This window comes from Inhella sp. (assembly GCF_041912635.1).
Lineage (GTDB): Bacteria > Pseudomonadota > Gammaproteobacteria > Burkholderiales > Burkholderiaceae_C > Inhella.
This window is the reverse complement of record NZ_JAYRMO010000050.1, coordinates 1-21,205: the sequence shown is the minus strand read 5'-3', so window position 1 is coordinate 21,205 and position 21,205 is coordinate 1. Positions and strand designations below refer to the sequence as shown.

The 21,205-nt window shown below is 68.7% G+C and carries 24 protein-coding genes, 1 tRNA gene and 1 pseudogene; 16 read left to right on the top strand and 10 right to left on the bottom strand.

All coding sequences use genetic code 11. The features are described 5' to 3' along the window. Positions 1-331: 331 nt before the first annotated feature. Positions 332-535 (bottom strand): hypothetical protein, encoded by a 204-nt coding sequence (locus ACE3QP_RS20910; protein WP_374438873.1) that lies wholly within the window; start codon positions 533-535, stop codon positions 332-334. Positions 536-818: 283 nt separating this feature from the next. Here ACE3QP_RS20910 and ACE3QP_RS20905 point away from each other — a divergent pair, with 283 nt between their 5' ends. The 3 genes and pseudogenes from ACE3QP_RS20905 to ACE3QP_RS20895 all read left to right on the top strand — a co-directional run. Beyond that, positions 819-1,334, top strand: a complete 516-nt coding sequence (locus ACE3QP_RS20905) for a hypothetical protein (protein ID WP_374438871.1) — start codon at positions 819-821, stop codon at positions 1,332-1,334. A gap of 276 nt (positions 1,335-1,610) precedes the next feature. Then, positions 1,611-1,844 carry a hypothetical protein gene (locus ACE3QP_RS20900; RefSeq protein WP_374438869.1) on the top strand — a complete coding sequence of 78 codons (234 nt, stop codon included), beginning with the start codon at positions 1,611-1,613 and terminating at the stop codon, positions 1,842-1,844. A gap of 91 nt (positions 1,845-1,935) precedes the next feature. Continuing rightward, positions 1,936-2,187: pseudogene (locus ACE3QP_RS20895) on the top strand (globin); the annotation flags it as partial. Positions 2,188-2,195: 8 nt separating this feature from the next. On the opposite strand, the gene ACE3QP_RS20890 reads toward ACE3QP_RS20895, so the two are convergent. Both ACE3QP_RS20890 and radC read right to left on the bottom strand, forming a co-directional pair. Further along, a complete protein-coding gene (locus ACE3QP_RS20890) occupies positions 2,196-2,831 on the bottom strand; it encodes a Smr/MutS family protein (RefSeq protein ID WP_374438867.1) in 636 nt (211 codons plus the stop codon). Then, positions 2,828-3,502 carry a DNA repair protein RadC gene (radC, locus tag ACE3QP_RS20885; protein ID WP_374438865.1) on the bottom strand — a complete coding sequence of 225 codons (675 nt, stop codon included), beginning with the start codon at positions 3,500-3,502 and terminating at the stop codon, positions 2,828-2,830. The genes ACE3QP_RS20890 and radC overlap by 4 nt, the downstream gene beginning before the upstream one ends. A gap of 101 nt (positions 3,503-3,603) precedes the next feature. Here radC and ACE3QP_RS20880 point away from each other — a divergent pair, with 101 nt between their 5' ends. The 4 genes from ACE3QP_RS20880 (at position 3,604) to ACE3QP_RS20865 (ending at position 6,536) form a co-directional block, all read left to right on the top strand. After that, positions 3,604-4,062, top strand: coding sequence for a peptidylprolyl isomerase (locus ACE3QP_RS20880; RefSeq protein ID WP_374438863.1), 459 nt, complete (start codon positions 3,604-3,606; stop codon positions 4,060-4,062). Then, positions 4,062-5,024, top strand: coding sequence for a 4-hydroxy-3-methylbut-2-enyl diphosphate reductase (gene ispH, locus ACE3QP_RS20875; RefSeq protein ID WP_374438861.1), 963 nt, complete (start codon positions 4,062-4,064; stop codon positions 5,022-5,024). Before ACE3QP_RS20880 ends, ispH begins: the two co-directional genes overlap by 1 nt. A 68-nt stretch (positions 5,025-5,092) precedes the next feature. Next, positions 5,093-6,388, top strand: coding sequence for a serine--tRNA ligase (serS, locus tag ACE3QP_RS20870; protein WP_374438859.1), 1,296 nt, complete (start codon positions 5,093-5,095; stop codon positions 6,386-6,388). Positions 6,389-6,445: 57 nt separating this feature from the next. Further along, a tRNA-Ser gene (locus ACE3QP_RS20865) sits at positions 6,446-6,536 on the top strand. Positions 6,537-6,613: 77 nt separating this feature from the next. Here ACE3QP_RS20865 and ACE3QP_RS20860 read toward each other — a convergent pair. Genes ACE3QP_RS20860 through ACE3QP_RS20850 form a run of 3 tightly spaced genes read right to left on the bottom strand, consistent with a single transcriptional unit; the run spans position 6,614 to position 7,417 of the window. Next, positions 6,614-6,811 (bottom strand): hypothetical protein, encoded by a 198-nt coding sequence (locus tag ACE3QP_RS20860; RefSeq protein WP_374438857.1) that lies wholly within the window; start codon positions 6,809-6,811, stop codon positions 6,614-6,616. Continuing rightward, positions 6,808-7,170 (bottom strand): hypothetical protein, encoded by a 363-nt coding sequence (locus ACE3QP_RS20855; RefSeq protein WP_374438855.1) that lies wholly within the window; start codon positions 7,168-7,170, stop codon positions 6,808-6,810. Before ACE3QP_RS20855 ends, ACE3QP_RS20860 begins: the two co-directional genes overlap by 4 nt. Before the next feature lie 16 nt (positions 7,171-7,186). Further along, on the bottom strand, positions 7,187-7,417 hold the full coding sequence (locus tag ACE3QP_RS20850; protein WP_374438853.1) for a hypothetical protein: 231 nt from the start codon (positions 7,415-7,417) through the stop codon (positions 7,187-7,189). Between the two features lie 452 nt (positions 7,418-7,869). Here ACE3QP_RS20850 and ACE3QP_RS20845 point away from each other — a divergent pair, with 452 nt between their 5' ends. From ACE3QP_RS20845 to ACE3QP_RS20835, 3 genes are all read left to right on the top strand, one after another. Next, a complete protein-coding gene (locus tag ACE3QP_RS20845; protein WP_374438851.1) occupies positions 7,870-8,115 on the top strand; it encodes a hypothetical protein in 246 nt (81 codons plus the stop codon). A 90-nt stretch (positions 8,116-8,205) separates the two neighbouring features. Further along, a complete protein-coding gene (locus ACE3QP_RS20840) occupies positions 8,206-9,297 on the top strand; it encodes a sensor histidine kinase (RefSeq protein WP_374438849.1) in 1,092 nt (363 codons plus the stop codon). After that, on the top strand, positions 9,294-10,079 hold the full coding sequence (locus tag ACE3QP_RS20835) for a LytR/AlgR family response regulator transcription factor (protein ID WP_374438847.1): 786 nt from the start codon (positions 9,294-9,296) through the stop codon (positions 10,077-10,079). The genes ACE3QP_RS20840 and ACE3QP_RS20835 overlap by 4 nt, the downstream gene beginning before the upstream one ends. A gap of 28 nt (positions 10,080-10,107) precedes the next feature. Here ACE3QP_RS20835 and ACE3QP_RS20830 read toward each other — a convergent pair whose 3' ends face one another. The 4 genes from ACE3QP_RS20830 to kynB form a co-directional block, all read right to left on the bottom strand. Beyond that, positions 10,108-11,919 carry an aminopeptidase P family protein gene (locus tag ACE3QP_RS20830; protein WP_374438846.1) on the bottom strand — a complete coding sequence of 604 codons (1,812 nt, stop codon included), beginning with the start codon at positions 11,917-11,919 and terminating at the stop codon, positions 10,108-10,110. Positions 11,920-11,965: 46 nt separating this feature from the next. Next, entirely contained in the window at positions 11,966-12,805 is an 840-nt protein-coding gene (gene kynA, locus ACE3QP_RS20825) for a tryptophan 2,3-dioxygenase (RefSeq protein WP_374438844.1), read from the bottom strand. An 83-nt stretch (positions 12,806-12,888) separates the two neighbouring features. Beyond that, the gene (gene kynU / locus ACE3QP_RS20820; protein WP_374438842.1) at positions 12,889-14,169 is read right to left on the bottom strand and encodes a kynureninase; all 1,281 of its coding nucleotides are present in this window, start codon (positions 14,167-14,169) and stop codon (positions 12,889-12,891) included. Beyond that, on the bottom strand, positions 14,166-14,813 hold the full coding sequence (gene kynB / locus ACE3QP_RS20815; RefSeq protein ID WP_374438840.1) for an arylformamidase: 648 nt from the start codon (positions 14,811-14,813) through the stop codon (positions 14,166-14,168). Before kynB ends, kynU begins: the two co-directional genes overlap by 4 nt. Before the next feature lie 294 nt (positions 14,814-15,107). On the opposite strand from kynB, the gene ACE3QP_RS20810 reads away from it, so the two are divergent. The 6 genes from ACE3QP_RS20810 (at position 15,108) to ACE3QP_RS20785 (ending at position 20,855) form a co-directional block, all read left to right on the top strand. Continuing rightward, positions 15,108-15,908 carry a hypothetical protein gene (locus ACE3QP_RS20810; RefSeq protein WP_374438838.1) on the top strand — a complete coding sequence of 267 codons (801 nt, stop codon included), beginning with the start codon at positions 15,108-15,110 and terminating at the stop codon, positions 15,906-15,908. Then, a complete protein-coding gene (locus ACE3QP_RS20805; RefSeq protein ID WP_374438836.1) occupies positions 15,883-17,418 on the top strand; it encodes a hypothetical protein in 1,536 nt (511 codons plus the stop codon). Before ACE3QP_RS20810 ends, ACE3QP_RS20805 begins: the two co-directional genes overlap by 26 nt. 77 nt (positions 17,419-17,495) lie before the next feature. Beyond that, positions 17,496-17,963, top strand: coding sequence for a hypothetical protein (locus ACE3QP_RS20800; RefSeq protein ID WP_374438834.1), 468 nt, complete (start codon positions 17,496-17,498; stop codon positions 17,961-17,963). Between the two features lie 271 nt (positions 17,964-18,234). Beyond that, positions 18,235-18,519 carry a hypothetical protein gene (locus ACE3QP_RS20795; RefSeq protein WP_374438832.1) on the top strand — a complete coding sequence of 95 codons (285 nt, stop codon included), beginning with the start codon at positions 18,235-18,237 and terminating at the stop codon, positions 18,517-18,519. Positions 18,520-18,748: 229 nt separating this feature from the next. After that, entirely contained in the window at positions 18,749-19,657 is a 909-nt protein-coding gene (locus tag ACE3QP_RS20790; RefSeq protein ID WP_374438830.1) for a tyrosine-type recombinase/integrase, read from the top strand. Between the two features lie 7 nt (positions 19,658-19,664). Beyond that, complete coding sequence (locus tag ACE3QP_RS20785) at positions 19,665-20,855, top strand: IS91 family transposase (RefSeq protein WP_374438828.1); 1,191 nt, start codon at positions 19,665-19,667, stop codon at positions 20,853-20,855. Positions 20,856-21,205 lie beyond the last annotated feature (350 nt).

Below are 21,205 nucleotides of genomic sequence, written 5' to 3'. Positions count from 1 at the left end.
GGGTAGGAAGGCGCGGCATCGGTTCGAGACGCCCGTTCACCTGGGTCGGCTGGCTGTTATATGCCGATCCGCGACTGGATCCATTACGCCGATCACGGTTTGGCTCCTATATGGCGGTCGGTGACAGCTGTCAGCACCCTGCACGCCCCGGCCGCATTGCCGGCCCTACAGCGCGCCGCAGCCGGCTCCCGCCACCTACCCCGCATGCCCCGGCGCCGCAGGGCCGCCAGGAGGCCGCTGGACCCCGCGCCGGGCGCTGGCCGCGCGCCGTCACGGCCCACCAAAGCAAACGGCCCGCACGAGGCGGGCCGCTGCGCTGGGCGAGGTGTGGTCAGGCTGCCTGCGGCTCCGCCGGCACAAGCCTCGCAGCACGCCAGCGGTAGAAGGCGATGCAGGCGCTGGTCCGGTTCAGCCCCTCCGCCTCCGCCAGCGCTTGCGCGAAGTTCAGCGACAGGGCCTCCACGCCGATCTGGTCAAACAGTGACCACAGGCGCTCGGTGACGTTGGGTTGCTTGGCGGTCTGGTGCGTGGTCATGACGGGCTCCATCGACTGGGTTGCGGTGAACGCATTGGGCCTTCGCATCGACCGAGGGGACAAGATGAGTCATAGGAGCCCAGAGGGACTCTGGCGCATCAGCCACTGTTACACCCATCGACGGGCGAGGCGGGCCACTCCGCCGCAACGTGCCAGCTTTGTGCAGACGTATTGCATGTCACCACGTTTCTGATAGAGTACTGGTCAGATCAACAGGGCTCAGACCATGGCACCCGAGGCAGAACGGCGAAAAGGCGGCGGCAAACTCTCCCGGTCAGAGACCGTGACGGTGCGTCTCGACCCGAAGCTTCGGTACTTAGCTGAACTGGCGGCACGGCGGCAGCGCCGAACTGTCTCCAGCTACATCGAGTGGGCCATCGAAGACAGTCTCAAGCACTTCAGCTTGGACCTGAGCGGGAATGGCGTCCTGGCCGACGAAGCCGAGGCGCTGTGGGATGTAGACGACGCCGATAGGTTTGCCCGGCTGGCGCTCCGTCACCCGGACCTGCTGACGCATGACGAGCAGGTTCTGTGGAAGCTGGTGCGCGAAAACGGCCTGCTGTGGCGCGGCAGCTATTCAGGCGCCGACAAGGAGTGGACGTGGACCGTCCGCGAAGAATCGCTGCTGTTTGACCGCCTGCGCAAGCACTGGCCCACCTTCTGCGCCGTGGCGGACGGCAGCGCCAGCGCCAAGGACCTGCCAACGTGGGCAAAGACGAAGCCCAATGGCAGCCCGCCGGCTCCGGCGCCGAAGGCGAGCACGGGATTCGATGACATGGACGACGACATCCCGTTTTAGATGGCGTCCAAAGGCGAAGGGCCAGACGTTGCGACCGTCCAGCCCTTCTGTGCACACAGCCCCTTGACCAGGGAGTTCAGCTAGTGAACCTGAGCTAGCAGAAAAGCGAGGCCTCGTGATCGTTCAGAGCAACCAAACAAGAGCGTGACCCAGCTACCCGCCGCGCGGGTCGTGCAGTCCCGCGTGTGGGTAGTTTAAGCGCTGACCGCAGACGGTCAATTCGGTGTTGCCGATGACCGTCTGCTCACGACAACTTCTCACGCGAAAGGAGCCATCTTGGCTCAGTACAAGCACGGTCAGTACCTGACCCAATCGCAGCACGAGGAATTCGACAAGCTGCTATCGCCCGGCACCACCACCGCCAACGCCGGCATCTACCGCTGCGCAGTGTGTGGCGATGAGATCGGCATTGCCAAGGGGCACACGCTGCCTCCGCAGAACCACCACCAGCACTCGCCGGGCCAAGGGCCGATTCGATGGCAGTTGCTGGTGTTTGCGGTGCAGCGCTAGTGACCACACGGGCCTCGCGCGCTACGGCCTGCGAGGCCCGATTTGCGGACAGCGCGCGAACAACGGCCCCAGTGCCAAGCCCCGCCACATAGGCAGCCGCACATGCTTCTGGTTCCTGTGCGGCTGGCTGGGCGGCCCCAGCCACTACGAAGACCGTTTCGGCCACCCGCGCCTGCGGGCGCGCCATCTCCCGTTTCCGATCGGCATCCGCGAACGCGACGACTGGCTGGCCTGCATGACCCAGGCCATGGACGAGGAGGGCGTGCCGGCCGCACTGCGCGAGCGCCTGCAGCAGTCCTTCCACAACACCGCGGACTGGATGCGCAACCGCGCGGGTGCCTGAGCGCCGTCTCAGGTTCCGGCCAACAGCACCACCAGCGCGCCGGCACCGCCTTCGTCGGAGCGTGCCTGCACGAAGGCCAGCACGGCATCGTGCTGCACCAGCCAGCGCCGCACCTTGACGCGCAAGATGCCCTCACGCCCCGGTGAGCCATGGCCCTTGCCGTGCACGATGCGCACGCAGCGCTGCCCGCGCACCTGGCAAAGGTGCAGGAACTCGGCCACCGCCAGACGGGCCTCGTCACGGCGCAGCCCATGCAGGTCCAACTGGGCCTGCAGGCTCCAGTGGCCGCGGCGCAGGCGGTTCAGCACGGAAGCCGGAATGCCGGCACGGCGGTAGGAGAGCTCCTCATCCGTCTCCAGCAGGGTGTCCACGTCAAAGCCGTCCGACAAAGCCTGGCGCAGCACTTCCGCCTCATCGGCCTCGCGCTGGCGCGGCTCGGGCGGCAGGGGCAGGGCGCGCGGCACGAAGCGACGGTGCGGGCGCAGCGGCGTCACCGGCCCCACCGCCAGGGCAAACAGGCGCCGTTCGCGGTCCAGTTGGGCTTGGCGTTCGGCTTCTTCGCGCGCCTGCTGCTCGGCGCGCTCGCGCTGGGTGCGCAGCGTGCGTCGCAGCTCACCCAGGCCTTGCAGGCCCGAGACCTTCACAGCCAGCCCCGTGCGGCGAAGGACACGCAGGCCTGGTGCCCCACCACCAAGTGGTCCAGCACGCGGATGTCAAACAGGCTCAGCGCCTGGCTCAGGCGGTGCGTCAGCTCGCGATCGGTCTGCGAGGGTTCGGCCAACCCGCTGGGGTGGTTGTGCGCCAGGATGACGGCGGCCGCGCCCAACTGCAGCGCGCGCTGGGCCAGCTCGCGCGGGTAGACCGCGGTGTGGTTCAGCGTGCCGCGAAACAACTCCTCCAGAGCAATCAGCCGCAGTTGGCTGTCCAGGAACAGCACCGCGAACACCTCGTAGGGCAGCGGGGCCAGGCGCAGGCGCAGCAATTGCTCCACGGTGTCGGCGTCGCTCAGCACCGGGCGTTGTTCCAGCGGCTGCTGCAACACCCGGCGCGCCAGCTCCAGCACGGCCAGCAGCTCGGCCCGCTTGGCGGGCCCCAGACCCTTGATGCGGGCCAGCTCAGCCGGTTCGGCACGCAGCAGGCCGGCCAGGCCGCCAAAACGCTGCAGCAAGGCATCAGAGAGGCTCAGTACCGATTGCCCGGCCACGCCGGTGCGCAGCAGCAAGGCCAGCAGCTCGGCATCACTGAGGGCGGCAGGCCCACGCTCAAGGAGCTTTTCGCGCGGGCGGCAGCTCGGGGGCAGGGCGGCCAGGGACATGGGGAGGCATTCTAGGAAGGGCTCTCCTGGGGGCGCGGGCCGCCCTCCCTAAAATCCCCGGTTCTGCTGATCGCTCATTGGCCCTCTTGGGCCGCCTCACCATGTCTGCTGCCACCGTCGCCACCGTCACGCCCGGGGCCTTTCTGACCCTGCATTACCGCCTGAAGGGCCCGGATGGACAGATCCTGGTGGACACCTTCGCGCAGCAGCCCGCCACCTTGACGCTCGGCCAGGGCGAGCTGGCTCCCGGCCTGGAGGCGCGCCTGATCGGCCTGCCCGAAGGTGCGCATGAGCACTTTCAGCTGGCGGCCGACGAAGGCTTCGGCCCGCGCAAGGCCGAGTTGATGCAACCCGTGAGTCGGCGCTTGCTGGCCGAGCAGGGCGACCCCGACCAGGACTACCAGATCGGCGACGTGGTGCAGTTCCCCGCGCCCCAGGGCGGAGCGCAATTCGCCGGCACCGTGGCTGCGCTGCATGAAGACCACCTGCTGTTCGACTTCAACCACCCGCTGGCCGGCGTTGCGCTGAGCTTCGAGGTGCAAGTCATCGGGGTGCTGTGATGGCCGGTGAGATCCTGCTGGCCGAGCCGCGCGGCTTCTGCGCGGGCGTGGACCGCGCCATCGAGATCGTCGAGCGCGCGCTGCTGAAGTTCGGCGCGCCCATCTACGTGCGCCACGAGATCGTTCACAACACCTATGTGGTGAACGACCTCAAGGCCAAGGGCGCCATCTTCATCGAGGACCTGGCCGAAGTGCCACCCGGCGCCACGCTGGTGTTCTCGGCCCACGGCGTGAGCCAGGCGGTGCGCCGCGAGGCCGAGGCGCGGGGCTTCCAGGTCTTTGATGCCACCTGCCCGCTGGTCACCAAGGTCCACGTGGAAGTGGCCAAGCTGGCGCGCGAAGGCTATGAATTCATCATGATCGGCCACAAGGGTCACCCCGAGGTTGAGGGCACGATGGGCCAGCTCAGCGAGGGCATCCACCTCGTCGAGGACGTGGCCGATGTGGCCCGGGTGCGTCTGCGCCAGCAGGACAAGCTGGCGGTGGTGACCCAGACCACGCTGAGCGTGGACGACGCCGCCGAGATTCTGCAGGCCGTGCGCGAGCGCTTCCCGCAGGTGCGCGAACCCAAGCAGCAGGACATCTGCTACGCCACTCAGAACCGCCAGGACGCCGTCAAGCTGCTGGCGCCCCAGGTGGAGGTGGTGGTCGTGGTGGGCAGCCCCACCAGCTCCAACAGCAACCGCCTGCGCGAGCTGGCCGAGCGCCTGGGCACGCCCGCCTACATGGTGGACGGCGCCGAAGACCTGGACCCGGCCTGGTTCGAAGGCCGCAGCCAGGTGGGCCTGACGGCCGGCGCCTCGGCTCCGGAGGTGCTGGTGCAGGGCGTGATCGAGCGCCTGCGCGCCCTGGGCGCCACCAGTGTGCGCAAGCTGGATGGCGTGACCGAACACACCCGCTTCCCCCTGCCCATGGGCCTGGGCGACAAATCCATGGCCGAGGTCGCCACCGAGCGATCTTGACCCCGGCGCCGCGTTGACGCCCTGCCGGTCCATGGGCCGGCCGCTGAACTTTTCTCCAAGGAAATCCGATGCTCGACATCACCCTGCTGCGCCGCGACCTCGATGCCGTCGTGGCCCGCCTTGAAACCCGCAAGAACCCGCAGCCCTACCTGGACGTGGCGCTGTTCCAGTCGCTCGAAACCGAGCGCAAGCATCTGCAAACCCGCACTGAGGAGTTGCAGGCGCGTCGCAACAGCTTGTCCAAGGCCATCGGCATGGCCAAGGGCAAGGGCGAAGACGCCTCGGCCCTGCTGGCCGAGGTGGGCGGCATTGGCGACGAGCTGAAGCAGTCGGCTGAGCGCCTCGATGCCCTGCAGCACCAGATGAACGCGCTGCTGATGCAGCTGCCCAATCTGCCGCAAACCGACGTGGCGGTGGGCAGCGACGAAACGGCCAACGTGGAAGTGCGCCGCTGGGGCAGCCCGCGCGCCTTCGACTTCACGCCCAAGGATCACGCCGACCTGGGTGAACCCCTGGGCCTGGACTTCGAGACCGGCACCCGCCTCAGCGGGGCCCGATTCACCTTCCTGCGCGGTCAAATCGCCCGCCTGCACCGTGCGCTCGCCGCCTTCATGCTGGACGTGCAGACCCAGGAGCATGGCTACACCGAGTGCTACACGCCTTACATCGTCAACCGCGAGGTGCTTGAGGGCACCGGCCAGTTGCCCAAGTTCAAGGAGGACATGTTCTGGGTGCTGCGCGGTGGTGACGAAGAGGCGCAGGAGCAGTACCTGATCTCGACTTCGGAGATCTCGCTCACCAACAGCGTGCGTGAGCAGGTGCTGAAGGCCGAAGAGCTGCCGATCAAACTGACCGCTCACAGCCCCTGCTTCCGCTCCGAAGCCGGTTCGGCCGGCCGCGACACGCGCGGCCTGATTCGCCAGCACCAGTTCGACAAGGTCGAGATGGTGCAAATCGTGCACCCCGAGCACAGCGAGGCCGCGCTGCAGGAGATGGTGGGCCATGCCGAGGCCATCCTGCAGCGGCTGGGCTTGCCCTACCGCGTTATGCAGCTCTGCACCGGCGACATGGGCTTTGGCGCGGCCAAGACCTATGACCTGGAAGTCTGGCTGCCGGCGCAGAACACCTATCGCGAGATCAGCTCCTGCTCGAACTGCGAGGCCTTCCAGGCGCGCCGCATGCAGACCCGCTTTAAGAACGCCCAGGGCAAGAACGAACTGGTGCACACCTTGAACGGTTCGGGCCTGGCGGTGGGACGCACCCTGGTGGCGGTGCTGGAAAACTACCAGCGCGCTGACGGCTCGATCGAGGTGCCAGAAGCCCTGCGTTCCTACATGGGCGGTACGAGCGAGCTGAAGATCTGAAAACCGCTGCTATACTGCGCGGCTTTCCTGCACCAGACCACGCAGGAGCTGCTTTCAGGAGAGGTGGCAGAGTGGTCGAATGTACCTGACTCGAAATCAGGCGTACGGTATCCCCGTACCGAGGGTTCGAATCCCTCCCTCTCCGCCAGATGCCTTGTTCAGTCAAGGACTTAAGAGCCCGCCCCGTGCGGGCTTTTTCGTTTCTGCGGCAAGCGCTTCTGCCGTCTACGCAACATCGTTTCCGCAATCTTCGGTACGGGATGGCTGCTGCTCCAGCCAGTGCGCATGGAAGGGCCAGACGGCGGCGAGGATGAAGCCAAGCGCCAGAAGTGCCCAGGGTGCCTTGATCAGCACCAGCAGCAGCACCAGACCGAAAACCGGCAGCGTGGCGCCGAGCACGACGGTGGCGAGCAGGGCCTTCATTTCGGCGTGCCTTGGTCGCCTGGAAGCTCGTCGTTTTCTAGGGTCGGCTCCACCCACTCCAGACCAGGCAGCTCGATGACATCCAAGCCCGGGATCGCCGGCTCGGAGGGTAAGGGATCGAAGGGGGTACTCCCTTCCAGCAGCACGCGCACCAGGGCGCGGCTGAGGGTGCGCGGCGAGTCAGCCAAGGGCTCAAGGTTCTGATGCGCCGTTTGCTCCAGAAGTTCAAACGTCCAGACCCGGCCCCGTCGGTGCTGCCGGGCCCAGCGCACGGCGGCTGCGGTGGCTTCCGTGTGGCGCGTCACCGCCATGAGAGCGAGCACCTTCGCGGAGAACTCGGCCGGTGTGTTGAAACTCATCGATTTCCCCTCGCGCTCAAGCCGCCACGCGCTCGCGCGCCGCATGGGCCTGGCAGCCTTGGGCGGGCTCCATCCACAGTACCTTCATGGGCAATTCCCGCAGGCACCACGCCTGCGCGCCGCTGCGTGAGTAGCCGCCGAAGAAGCGGCAGGTTCGGCAGGGGCCACGCCGGCCGGCCCAGGCGACCCTTCCGCCGCCATGCCCCGCGGGCGGGTTCACAGCCAGGCCCATATGCGGCGCAGCCATGGGGGCAGCTCCTTGCGGGCGGGACGGTAGTGCTGTCTGAACGCATTCATTCCTGGTTCTCCTTTCCGGCCTCGACGTGAGTCCCCTTGAGGTGGGGAACCCCGTCGATCCGCTCCATCAAGACTTCCGCAAACTCGCCAGCGCCCCAGCCATCCGATCAGTGCGTACCGCAGTTGCCTGGTCAGTGCTGATGTGAAACTGTATATGCATACAGTATCGTAAGGCGACGCCTCAAGGCAATACCCGCTTGTCATGGCGGGGCGGTTGCTTGAACCCAGAGTAGGCAGGCACTGGCTCATGGCGAGAGCCACTGGGGTTTGTGGGGAGCGCCGCTGCCGGGTAGGCCCCTCGGCAAGCGGGTCTCCACGGGAGAGCCCCATCCCCCATTTGTCGGATGTCCGCCCCGGGCGTGCGCGGGCAGCATCGGCCCACTTTGTGGGGCTTGTTAGCGAATGTTTTCCAGGGAGCTCGATACCGGAGACCACCGGGTGTACGCGGTGGCCTTGCCGCGTGCGGGTGGCCAGTACGGAGCGGCCGTGGTGGTGATGCGGCGGCTGCGAGATCGGCGCCTTGTCGAGGTGTTCCGCGAACTGGACCTGGGCCAGGGCTATCGCTGGTCCACCCCCGATGAAGCCCTGCGCTTCGCGCTGCAGCAGGCACTGGACTGGGTCATCTGCGGGAGCGCCCTGCGCGCCTGAAGCCCGGCAAGGGCCGTGCTTCGGCCCCTGCGGTTCGTCACTCATCGCAAGGGCCGCGCCAGGGCGTCTGGGCTTGGCTATGGTGTCGCCATGCCTCAGACCTTGCCCACGCATGCACAGACCCTGCGCGCCTTCTTCCGCGGGCTGAACCCGCAGCGCGTCACGTTCACGCTGGGCATTTCCTCCTTGCTGGCCCTGGTGCTGAGCCCGGTGTTCGTCACGCCCACGCCGGTGCTGGTGGGCCGCTCGATGGTCATCGGCCTGCTGGCGCTGCTCACCTTCGTCGGCTTGGAATGCTGGCCGCGGCGCCTGCCGCGCTGGCTCGCGCGCTGGTTGTTGCAGCTGGTGGGCGTGGCGCTGGCCGTCCCGCTGGGCACCCTGGTGGTCTACATGGTGGCGGTGGGCGGCAACTTCGCGGCCTTCTGGCAAAGCGAGGCCCGGATGATGGGCTTCCTGTACACCGCCGCCTCCGGCCTGGTGCTGGGCCCGCTGGTGGCCATGGCGGCGCTGTACCGCCAGCGCGACGCCGAGGCGCGCAGCCAGGCCCTGGGCTTCGAGCTGGAGCGCTCCGAACTGGAGCGCCGCGCACTGGATGCCCGCCTGCGCCTTCTGCATGCGCAGATCGAGCCGCATTTCCTCTTCAACACCCTGGCCAATGTGCGCGCCCTGGTGGACGCCGGCTCGCCCAAGGCCTCGGCGGTGCTGTCCAGCCTGATCGCCTACCTGCGCGCCGCCGTGCCGCGCCTGAACGATGAGGCCAGCAACCTGGGCCAGGAGATCCAGCTGGTGCGCGCCTACCTGGAGCTGATGCACCTGCGCATGCCCGACCGCCTGGCCTACGCGCTCGACGTGGCGCCCGCCGCCGAGAGTCTGACCTGCCCGCCGATGACGGTGCTCACGCTGGTGGAGAACGCCATCCGCCATGGCATCGACCCGAGCGAGGAAGGCGGGCGCATCGACGTGACGGTGCAGCTGGAAGGTGAGGGCGCGGCGCAGCGCTGCCGCGTGCAGGTGCGCGACACCGGTGTGGGCCTGCGCCAGGGCGGCAGCCCGGGCCTCGGGCTGGCGAACCTGCGCGAGCGCCTGCAGCTCAGCCTCGGGGCACAGGCACAGTTGCACCTCAGCGAAGTGCAGCCCCATGGCGTGTGCGCTGAACTCATCCTGCCCATTAAGAAGCCATGAACTCGATCACCGCCCTGATTGCCGACGACGAACCCCTGCTGCGCGAGGCCCTGCGCGGCATGCTCGCCAAGGCCTGGCCGGAGTTGCAGGTGGTGGCCGAGGCGCGCAACGGTCGCGAGGCCGTCGAGCTCTTCGAAGCCCACCGCCCGCGCATCTGCTTTTTGGACGTGCACATGCCCGGTGTGAACGGCGTCGAAGCGGCACGCGCCATCCGCGCGGCCGACCGCAGCGCCATCCTGGTCTTCGTCACCGCCTTTGACCAGTACGCCGTCGCTGCCTTCGACCAGGGCGCGCTCGATTACGTCGTCAAGCCCGTGGAGCCGGCCCGCCTGGCCGAGACCGTGCAGCGCTTGCAGGAGCGCCTGCAGACCCCGGCCGCGGCCGAGCCTGCCCCGAATGCCGAGGCGCTGCTGGCCCAGATCGCCGCCCACTTGCAGCGCGGCGGCAGCCCGCAGCCCTATCTGCAATGGATCAAGGCCTCGGTGGGCCAGATGCTGAAGGTGATCCCGGTCGACGAGATCAGCTTCCTGCGCAGCGACGAGAAGTACACCCTGGTGGTCTGGACCGAGGGCGAGGCCCTGATCCGCACGCCGCTCAAAGAATTGATCGACCAGCTCGACCCGGAGCAGTTCCAGCAGGTGCACCGCTCGGTGGTGGTGAACCTGCGCGCCATCGCGCATGTCACCCGCGGGCCCAACGAAACCGCCGACATCCACCTCAAGAACCGACCCGAGGTGCTGCCCGTCAGCCGCAGCTACCTGCACCTGTTCAAGCAGATGTAAACAAAAAGGGCCCGAAGGCCCTTGGGGTTCAGATCGCCTCGGTGCGCTTCAGCAGCCACTCGCGCGCCGCCCCCTGCACGCGCGGCAGCAGGCGTTCGTGCACTGTGGCGTGGTAGCGGTTCAGCCAGTCGATCTCGTCCGCGCGCAGCAGGCTGCGCTCGATCGGGCGGGTGTCGATGGGGCACAGCGTCAGGGTCTCGAAGGCGAGCATCTGGCCGAAGGCGTTGTTCTCAACCGTGGGCTGCTCCACGTTCAGCACCAGGTTCTCGATGCGCACGCCCCATTGGCCGGGGCGGTAGAGGCCGGGCTCGATCGAGGTGATCATGCCGGCCTCCATGGCCATGGTCGGCTCGGGGATGGCCTTGGAGATGTTCTGCGGGCCTTCGTGCACGCATAGGTAGTAGCCCACGCCATGGCCGGTGCCATGGCCAAAGTCCAGGCCGGCCTCCCACAGCGGCGCGCGGGCAATCGCGTCCAGCATCGGGCCCAGCGTGCCGCGCGGGAACACCGTGCGCGAAAGGGCAATCGTGCCGCGCAGCACGCGCGTGTAGTCGGCTTTCTGCTGGGCATTCACTTCACCCAGGGCCCACACGCGCGTGATGTCGGTGGTGCCGCCCGCGTACTGGCCGCCGGAGTCGATCAGCAGCAGGCCGTTCGTGCCCAGGGCGCTGAAGCTTTCGGGCGTGGCGCGGTAATGGGGCAGGGCGCCATTGGCCTGCCAGCCGGCGATGGTCGAGAAGCTCAGGCCCTTGAAGCCGGGCTGGCGCGCGCGCGCCGCGCTCAGGCGCTCGTCCACGGTCAGCTCGGTCCAGGCCTCGCCCGCGGCCAGCGCGGCTTCGAACTCGGCGTAGAACTCGCACATCGCCGCGCCGTCGCGCACCATGGCTTCGCGGATGTGCTCGGCTTCCAGCGCGGCCTTGCGGCTCTTGGCCAGGGTGCTGGGGTTGATGGCTTCCTTGACCTTCACGCCCGCCGGCAGGGCCTGGCGCAGGCCCCAGGTCACGCGCTTGGGGTCCAGCAGCACGGTGCTGCCGGCCGGCACGCGGGCCAGCGCGTCCAGGGTCTGGTCGTAGGGGCGCAGTTGCACGCCGTCCGCGGCCAGCGCTTGCTGCAAGGCGGCGTCGATCTTGCCGGGCGCCACGAAGAGCTCGGCTTTGTCGGCGCTCACCAGCAGGTGGCCCACGAACACCGGGTTGTAGGAGACATCCGCGCCGCGCAGGTTCAGCAGCCAGGCCAGGTCGTCCAGGCTGGAGACCAGGTGGTGCGAGCAGCCGGCCTGGGCCATGGCGGCGCGCACATCGGCCAGCTTGTCGGCGCGGCGGCGGGCCACCAGCTCGGGGGCCAGTTCATGCACCGGCTGCGGCGGCAGGCCGGGGCGCTCGGGCCAGATGCGTTCCAGCAGGTCCAGGCCGCCATCCAGCACGATGCCGGCCGGGCCCAAGGCAGCCTGCAGCGCATTGGCAAAACCCAGGCCCAGCACCTGGGCGTCCACCGCCACGCGCTGGCCGCTCTTCAGGTGGCCCACCAGCCAGTCGATCACATGGCCAGGCGCGGCCGTGGGCACGCGCACCAGCTCGATGCCCGAGCCCTTCAGCTCGGCCTCGGCCTGCACCCAGTAGCGGCTGTCGGCAAACAGCACCGCGCCGTCCAGCGTCACCACCAGCGTGGCCACCGAGCCCGTGAAGCCGCTTAAGAACTCGCGGCCCTGCCAGCGCTCGGGCAGGTACTCGCTCAGGTGCGGGTCGGCGGAGGGCACCAGCAGCGCATGGCTGTTGGTGGCTTGCAGGGCCTCGCGAACGGAGGCCAGGCGTTGGGGGATGGGGTGGGCGCGGGTGTCCATGGGGCGGGCTGGGCTTGGGAAGCAGAGCCCGCGATTGTCGGGTGCGTTACAGCTCGGTACGGAGTGCCCAAAGTTCTGGAAACAGCACCACGTCCAACATCTTGCGCAGATAGCCCACGCCCGAAGTGCCGCCGGTGCCGCGCTTGAAACCGATGATGCGTTCCACGGTGGTCACGTGGCGGAAGCGCCAGAGCCGGAAGGCGTCTTCCAGGTCCACGAACTCCTCGGCCATCTGGTACAGGTCCCAGTGTTTCGTGGGCTCGCGGTACACCTGCATCCAGCCGGCCTTCACCGCTTCGCTGGCGGCATAGGGCTGGGTCCAGTCGCGCTCCAGTACCTCGGCGGGCAGGGCAATGCCGCGGCGGGCCATCAGGCGCAGCGCTTCGTCGTAGAGCGAGGGCGACTCAAACGCCGCCTGCACCGCGGCCAGGCGCTGCGGGTGGTGGGCGTGCGGTCGCAGCATGGCGGCGTTCTTGTTACCCAGCATGAACTCGATCTGCCGGTACTGGTGGCTCTGGAAGCCGCTGCTCGGGCCGAGGTAGGGCCGGATGGCGCTGTACTCGGTCGGCGTCATGGTGGAAAGCACGTCCCAGGCATGCACCAGCTGTTCAAAGATGCGGCTCACGCGCGCCAGCATCTTGAAGGCCTCTGGCAGGCGGTCTTCGGCCACGCAGCGGGTGGCGGCGTGCAGCTCGTGCAGGGCCAGCTTCATCCACAGCTCGCTGGTCTGGTGCTGCACGATGAACAGCATCTCGTCGTGCGCGGGCGAAAGCGGCTTCTGCGCGTTCAGCACCAGGTCCAGGCCGAGGTAGTCGCCGTAGCTCATGTCCTTGGAAAAGTCGAGCTGGGCGCGCTCCTCGCGCACGATGTCTTCGGGTTTGCTCATATCAGTGGCGCCCGGCCGCCCGAAGCCACTGAGCGCCCCCTCGGGGGGTGGCGAGCGATTGCGAGACTGGGGGTTGTTTCATCTCAGGTCACTTTGTTCTTGCGTTGGAACTCGGGCGCGCGCCAGGCCTCGCGGGCCAGCACGTCGGCCAGCTGCGTCACGGCGTCGTGCACGTCCACGAAGCGCGTGTACAGCGGCGTGAAACCAAAGCGCAGCAGATGCGGCTCGGCGTCCAGGCGGGCCGGGTCGCCGGCGCGGTAGTCGCCCACCACGCCGCGGGCAATGAGAGCCTGCATCACGGCGTAGGCGGCGTCTTCCAGCGGCGCATTCAGTGCCAGCGAAACCTGGCTGCCGCGGAAGGCATGCTCGCGCGGCGTCACGATGCGCGCCTGCGGCACGCGCGCCTCCACCTCGGCCATGAAGGCGTCCGTCAGCGCCAGCGACTTGCGGCGCAGCGCCGCCATGCCGCCCAGGGCCTGCGCCTGCTCGAACACCGCCAGCCCGCACTCCAGGGCGGCCAGGCTCAGCACCACCGGGGTGCCGCACTGGTACTGCTGGATGCCCACCGCCGGCCGGTAGTTGGGCGTGAAGGCGAAGGGGCTTTCATGGCCCAGCCAGCCCATCAGCGGCTGGAAGCTCTGGCCCAGGTGGCGCGGGTGCACCCACACGAAGGCCGGGGCGCCGGGGCCGCCGTTCAGGTACTTGTAGCCGCAGCCCACCGCGAAGTCGGCCGCCGCGCCCAGCAGGTCCACCGGCACGGCGCCGGCGCTGTGCGCCAGGTCCCACACCGTCAGCGCGCCGGCCTGCTGGGCCCAGCGGGTCAGCAGGGCCATGTCGTGCATGCGGCCGGTGCGGTAGTGCACATGCGTCAGCATCAGCACCGCGCAGTGCTCGTCCAGCAGGGCGGGAATCTCGTCGGGCGAATCCACCAGCACCAGCTCGCCGCCATGGGCGCGCACCACCGAGTCGGCGATGTACAGATCGGTGGGGAAATTACTGCGCTCGCTCACCACTTTCTTGCGCTGCCCCTGCTGCAGGGAGAGCGCGGCGTGCAGCACCTTGTAGAGGTTGATCGACGTCGAATCCGCCACCAGCACCTCGCCGGTGCGCGCACCGATCAGCGGGGCCAGGCGGTCGCCCAGGCGGCGCGGGGCGTCGATCCAGCCGGCCTTGTTCCAGCTCTCGATCAGGTCCGTGCCCCATTCCTGCTCGATGGCGCGGCGCACGCGCTCGGGCGTGGCCTTGGGCTGCGCGCCGAGGGAATTGCCGTCCAGATAAATCTTGCCCTCGGGCAGGGCGAACTGCTCGCGCAGCGGGGCCAGCGGGTCTTGCGCATCGCTGCGCAGGGCGTCGTCTCTTGTCATGGCAGTTCTCTCAGGACAGCGCGCACGGGCGAGGCACAGGCCCCGACCCAGCGCAAGGGCAGGGCGATGAGCTCGTAGTCCCCTTCCGGGACTTCATCGAGCACGAGGTTTTCGAGCACACGCAGATCATGCGCGCGCAGCTGCTGGTGCGCATCCAGGGTCTTGCTGGAGGCCGGGTCCACCGAAGCCGTGTCGATGCCCACCAGCTGCACCCCCCGTTCGGCCAGCCAGGCCAGGGTTTCGGGCGCGTAGGCGGTGAAGTCGTCGCGCCAGACCGTGTCGGCTTTCTCCGCAGTGCGCACCAGCACGCGCGGCGGCAGCTCGGCAGCGGCATGCGCCAGGTGCTGCGGCAGGATCAGTGGCCCGCAGTCGATCGCGTGGATCACGCGGCAGCGGCCCAGGTAGGGGTCCAGGGCCACGGCGTCGATGGCGGCGCCTTCATCGGCGTAATGCAGCGGTGCGTCGGCGTGCGCGCCCACATGCGGGCTGGTGCTTACCGCGCTCAGGTTCACCGGGCACTGCGGCCCGATGCGCGCCGTCCATTGCAGCCGGAAGGGCGCATCGCCCGGAAAGATCGGAGCGCTCGGGCTCACCGGCGGGGAGAGGTCCCACAGGCGGCGGGAGGAGGGAGGGGGTTTCGACATGGGCGCGCACCTTAGCGAGGAGGGCGGGAGCGTGGTGTCGGTTATTTCATACAGGCGCGGCGAGAGCAAGCGGCTGACCTGGATGCGGGGGTCGGGGTTAGACCGCGCCGCGTGCCCGCAGGGTGGGCCGTATAAACAGCCCTGCTCCAAGACGCCCGGCAAGTGGCGCCACGGGGCCCCGCAAGAGGGGAGGTGGCCGGGCTGAGATTGCCGCTGACGCCACTCCCTTCAGCGTGACGGCCTGATTCAGGCCATGCCCCCGCCACCTTTCGTCACGAACACCCTCACACGCCCATGCAGCTCAGTACCGAGCAGATGCAGCAGATGAAGCGGAACCTGGTTCACAGCCAGGCCCGCCAGTGGACCGCCCGGGTGGACGCAGCCCTGTTGCCCGCGCAGCGCGGCGAGCCGCTGGCCCGCCTGGGCGCGCTGCAGCAACTGGTGTCGGAAGGCCTCGCGCCGAACGAAACGCTGGCCGCGCGCGACGTGCAGCAAGCCGCCCAGTGGCTGCAGATGGGCCTGGAGGCCGGTGCCCCCTGGCGCGACACCCGGGCCGCCGCGCTGCTGAACGCCGCGGCCGCGCTGGGCGCGCTGTGGTTCGTGGATGGACGCCTGTTGCCCGGTGCGCGGCAGCTGCCGCTTCAGCCCACGCTGCCGGTCACCATGGCCCAGTTGCTGGCGCAGGAGCAGGGCTTGCGCTTCAAGCAGGCGGCGATGCGCGAACGCCAGCTGCGCGCCGGCCTGCACCTGGCCTGGCAGCGCGCCCTGGCGCAGGAGCTGGGCGACGCCACGCTGCTGGAGTTGGCGCGCACCGCCTTCGCCCCCCATGCGGAGCCCCGAGACGACGCCCCCGAGCCCGAATTCGAGGACGAGGCTTTGCCCCTCTCGCCCGACGCCCAGGCCTTCTTGAGCCACGAACAGCGGCTGGCGCAGATGGCGGGCCTGGAGGGCAGCCCCGTGGCCCGCCTGTGCCTGGCGGGTGACCTGCTGCTGGGCCTGGGCCGCTGCGTGCGCCTGGCCACCACGCTGCCGCCCGACTCACGTGAACCGCTTCTGAAGGAGGCCATCCATGCCGCCGCCGGTTTCCAGCGCTGATCAAAGCGCCAGCCTGTTCGCCGCCGACGAGGACAACCTCGACGCTCTGCTGGCCGACGACGTGCTGAACGGCACTGCCGAGCCCTGTCCGCTGGTCAGCTCGATCGTCGCGGTGGGCTTTGCCGACCAGGCGACGCAGAACGCGCTGTTCGGCGCCACGCGCAATCAATATGTGAACCTCACGCGCGCCGAGATTCGCCAGGCCGACAGCGACATCACCTCCGACAACCAGATCGGCAACTCCCCGCCCATCTTTGTGCAGGTGACCCCCGCGCGCGCCACCACCGTGCGGGTGAAGCTCACGCGCACCCTCACGCGCGGCGGCTTTCCGGCCGGCAGCTCCACCCTTTCGGCGCGCGAGCGCGGCCTCGGGCATCTGCAGTACGTCCGCTCCGCCCGTGAATACAGCACCAACGAGAACGGCGAGCTGCTGATCGAACCCGGCCTGCCGATCTCCGCCCTGGGCGGCGGCGAGTACAAGGTCGAGGCCGCGCTGCCCGGGCAGGGTTTCGTGCCCGGCTCCAACGCCGTGAAGGTGATGCGTCGCGTCTACCTGCGGCCGGTGGTGCGCTATGCCAGCGGCCGCGCCGCCGCGCTGGCCGCCATGAACGCCATCCGCAGCACGTTGAGCCGGTTGGGCATCGAGGTCAAGGTGGTGCAGCGCTCCAGCGGCTCCGAGCTGGGCGTGATCGAAGAAAACAACCTGGCCGAAGGGCTGGACGACATCGGCCGCCGGGCCCTGCGCTCCAGCACCGCCCATGTGCGCGAACTGCGCCCGCACAGCGTGGCGGTGATCGTCGGCGAGTTCGTCAGCGACCCCATCGCCCTGGAAGCCTTCCGGGTGGACGTGGCCCGTGATGGCACGGGCAACTTCCCGGCCAGTGTCACCGTCACCCTGGCCAAGGGCGGCTCGCAGTACGTGTTTGTGCCGCTGAACGACGGCAGCGCCTTCGGCAGCTGCACGGTGCGGGGCGGCGGGCGCACCGAGCGACCCGCCGCGGCCGCCGTGGGCGGCCGCAACGCCTTCAGCCAGCAACTCACCGTGGACCTGACCGGCGTGCGCGGCAACTTTGCCGCGGCGGTGGCCACGCTGCGGGTCACGCTGAACGTCAAGGCCATCCGCGGCTGGGCGGTGGGCTGGGCCTACAACGCGCACCCGGTCATCTACCTGAACATGCGCGACCCCAACACCGACGCCATCCTCACCGCGGCCGCCGCCGAGGCGCTGATGGTGCACGAGCTCGGCCACAAGCTGCACCTCACCGCCCCCGGTGTGGGCGGCCAGCCCGACCAGCAGGCCCACCACTACCCCAGCTTCAATGCGGCCAATGGCGTCTCCCACACCGGGCCGCACTGCTCCGTGGGCGTGGCCGCCGGCACCGACCTCTGGACCGACGCGGCCCACAACGCCGCCACCTGCACCATGTGGGGTTCGCTCAAGACCATCACCACCTTCTGCAACGAATGCAAGACCACCCTGCGCAAGGTCGATCTCAGCGGCGGCTTCTAGTTGCCGCCGCCCTGTCGGCGAACCTGCTGCTGACGACCGGCGCCCTGGCCCGGCCGCCCCGTTCCAAGGAGAAACCCGTGTCCCCCTTCCTGACCCTGAACCCGCTGGACGAAGAGCGTTTCCCGGAGCTGGAGCGCGAGCCCGGCGTGTACGGGGTCGAAACCTGGCTGCTGCGCCCGGGCGCCGATGCGCGCGTGCCCGTGCCCCCGGCGTCGGCGGCCGCGCTCCTGGTCAGCTACACCGTGCTGCTGCGGAATGCGCCCTTCGGCACCCGCTGGCAGATGGAAGCCGTGGGCCGCGGGCCCGATGGCAAGGAACGTCGCCTGGCCTGGGAACTGGCACCGCCGCCGGTGAAGGGCGACAACGTGCAGACGATCACCCCCAACCCCAATCTGCGGCCTGACCCCGGCAGCGTGGACCGGGGGGTGTTTTGGGTTGACCTGGGGCCCTTGGTGAAGGCGCAGGCCTTGCGGCCGGGGGATCAGCTCAAGCTGCATTACGGCAGCGCGAGCGCCACCCTGGCCTTGCCGGCGGCGCTGCGCTAACGGGGCGCTTGCTGCGCCGGCTGCGCGCCTGCCATTGCAGCTGGCGTGCTTCGGTCGGGGTTAGACCGTGCGGCCTGCCTGCAGGACGGGCCGTATAAAGACGGCCTGCTCCAAGGTGCCCGCCAAGAGGTGCCCCGGAGCCCAGCCAGAGGGGAGGTGGCCTTTGAACCCGTACAGCTTTCCGCATCCAGCGGCACAGTCACCCGCGGCTGGTGAGCCTGTGACGCATGCCCGCGTCCTGCGCAAGTTAAGCCCGCACAGCCGTGGCGCCTTGAAGCTCGCCCAGCGCTATGGAGGCGCCCTGGTTTGTGTGCGGCATCGCTTGAGTGAAGACGGTTGCACCCGCTTCACGACCGTCGAACTGCTGGTGGACGCCGCACCGGTTGCCAATCGCGGCGACGAGCTCGTTGGCGTGCGCATTGCGTATCAAGAGCGAGACCTGCAAGACGCTGCACGCGCTGCCGGTGCGCGCTGGGATCCCAATCAAAGGGTCTGGCGAATGCCGCGAAAGGTCGCAGGCATGCTGAAACTGCTGGATCGGGTGGTGGAAAAGTAGCTAGATGCAGCAGCCCTATTTATCAACACTGAACCGCAACTATCCACAAGTCGCTAGATGTGACGACATGGGGATGCGGCCTAAAACCAAGTTGAACTAAACCGCTGACGCGGTGGCTGCCTGCATCGGGCGGCCACCGCGTTTTGCGTTTGGGTTTGGCCTTGCGAAGGGCCGGCGGTCGATCAAGCCTTTGGACTGGGGAATGTCCCCCGGCCTGAAGGAGAAGCCCATGACCCCGCTGCGCCAGCAACTGATCGATGCCATGGTCGTGCGCGGCCTGTCCGTGCGAACCCAGGAGACGTATGTGGAGGTGCTCGCCCGCATGGCACGGCACTTCGGCCGCAGCCCGGCCGAGCTGGACGCCGCCGAGATCGAGCGCTACATGCTCTACCTGGTGCGCGAGCGCCACCGCTCCTACTCCACCATCAACCAGGTTGCCTCGGCAAGCCGCTTCCTGTTCGTCCACGTGCTCGGCCGCGAGGGTCTAGACACCAGCGCCCAGCACGTGCTGCCGCCCGTGGCGCGCGTGCCTCAGCAACTGCCCGAGCTGTTGGCGCGCGCCGAGATTGCCCGGCTGTTCGCGCACTGCCTGCACCCCATCGTGCGAACCCTGCTGCAGACCCTGTACGCCTGCGGACTGCGCCTCGAAGAGGGCTGTCACCTGCGCGTGGCCGACATCGACAGTGCAGCGGACCGGATGTGCGTGCGCGTACGCGCCGGCAAGGGCGCCGCCGACCGCTACACCCTGCTCAGCCCCACGCTGCTGAGCCTGCTGCGCGCGCACTGCCGCCGCCACCAATGCCACCGCCATGCTCCCGCCGCGCCGGGCTGGCTGTTCGCCAACCCGCGCACCCACGAGCCCTACTGCTCCAGCATCGTGCAGCGCCACTACCAGCGCGCCCGGCTTGAGGCCGGCATCAAGAAGCAGGGCAGCACCCACACCCTGCGCCACTGCTTCGCCACCCATTTGCTGGAAGCCGGCGTGGACCTGCACACCATCTCCCAGCTGCTCGGGCACCACCACCTCAGCACCACCACGCGCTACCTGCACCTGATCAGCCCGCAGTTCCAGCCCCAGCCGCAGACGGATCGACTGGATCTGCTGGCCGCCTTGCCCAGCGCCGCCTCGCTGCACTGAGGCGCTCTTGCTCACGCTGGCCCAGCTGCTGCGCCTGGGCGCCGAGCCCTATCTGCGCACGCACCCCCTGAGCACACCCCAGGCCCGCGCCTGGCGGGGCATCTGCGCCTGCCGCACCGCGCTGCTGGGCGGTCAGTGCCTGGCCTGCGCCCAGTGCGGCCACCGGCATTGGCAGTACCACTCCTGCCGCAACCGCCACTGCCCGCAATGCGGTGCGCGCGAGCGCGACGCCTGGCTGCGCGGGCGTCTGGCCGAGGTGCTGGAGGTGCCCTATGCCCACCTCGTCTTCACGCTGCCGCATGAACTCAACAGCCTGTACCGCTGCCAGCCGCGCTGGGTCATCGAGACCCTGTTTGCCAGCGTGGCCGCCACGCTCAAGGACTTCGCGGCCAACCCGCGCTGGATGGGCATCGAAGATGGCCAAGCCGCCTTCAGCCTCGTGCTCCACACCTGGAGCCAGGATTTGCGCCAACACCTGCACCTGCATGCCCTGATGGCCTGCGGGGTGCTCGGGCACGACGGCCAGTGGCACACCCCCGCACGGCAGCCCGACTTCCTCTTCCCCGTGCAGGCGCTCTCCAAGGTCTATCGGGGCAAGTTCATGGCGGCACTGCGCCAGCTGGCCCGCCACAGCGAGCTGCAAGACGTGAACCTGACAGCGAGCGGCCGCAAGGCCCTGGTCAAGCATGACTGGGTGGTCTACGCCAAGACGCCCCTGGGCGGAGCGGCGCAAGTGCTGGAGTACCTGGGCCGCTACACGCACCGCACGGCCATTGGCAACGAGCGCCTCCAGGCGCTGACGCGCGAACGGGAGGTTGTCTTCACGGCGCGGGCCGACCCAGAGGGCGGCAAGCGTCGCGTGCGACTGCCCATCGAAGAGTTCATCCGGCGTTTCCTGCTGCATGTGCTGCCCGGCGGTGTGCAGCGCATCCGGCACTACGGCGTGCTGGCCAACGGCTGCAAGAAGACGCAGCTGGCCCAAGCGCGCGCCAGTCTGGCGCAGCCCGCCGTTCACAAGGCGACCCTGGAGAGTGCGCAGGCCTTCATGGCGCGGGTGGCGCGTATCGAGCTGAGCCGTTGTCCGCAGTGCCGGCATGGCCACTTGCAGGTGGTGCAAACGCTTCCTGGACTCAAGCACTTGCCGGGGCCGCAGGGCAGCCGCTCGGCAGAGCCCGCGCGCGAACGGGGGCCGCCGTGAAGCCAGAGAAGCCCAGGACGGCGGCCAAGCCACGCGGGGTGCGAGGCCGGGGTGGGCTGTGCCACCCGCACCCCACAGCCTGTGCGCGAGGCGTGAAAGGGCAGACGCTTGCGAAGCGGCGCCGCCCCCGGGCCCGCCGAGGCCGCAGATCGGGGCTCAACCGCATGGCACCTGCTCCACGCGCGGCCACAATTGCCTGAGTTCAAGGGCCAGGCGCGATCCAATCCCCTCTGGCCAAACCCCCGCAGTCCACGACTGGACTCGGTTTATTCAACATGGTTTATCTGCCGCGACAGGCGCTGGAGCATTTGATGGCTGTTGAGGCGCGGCAGATAAACGCTGATTGTTAG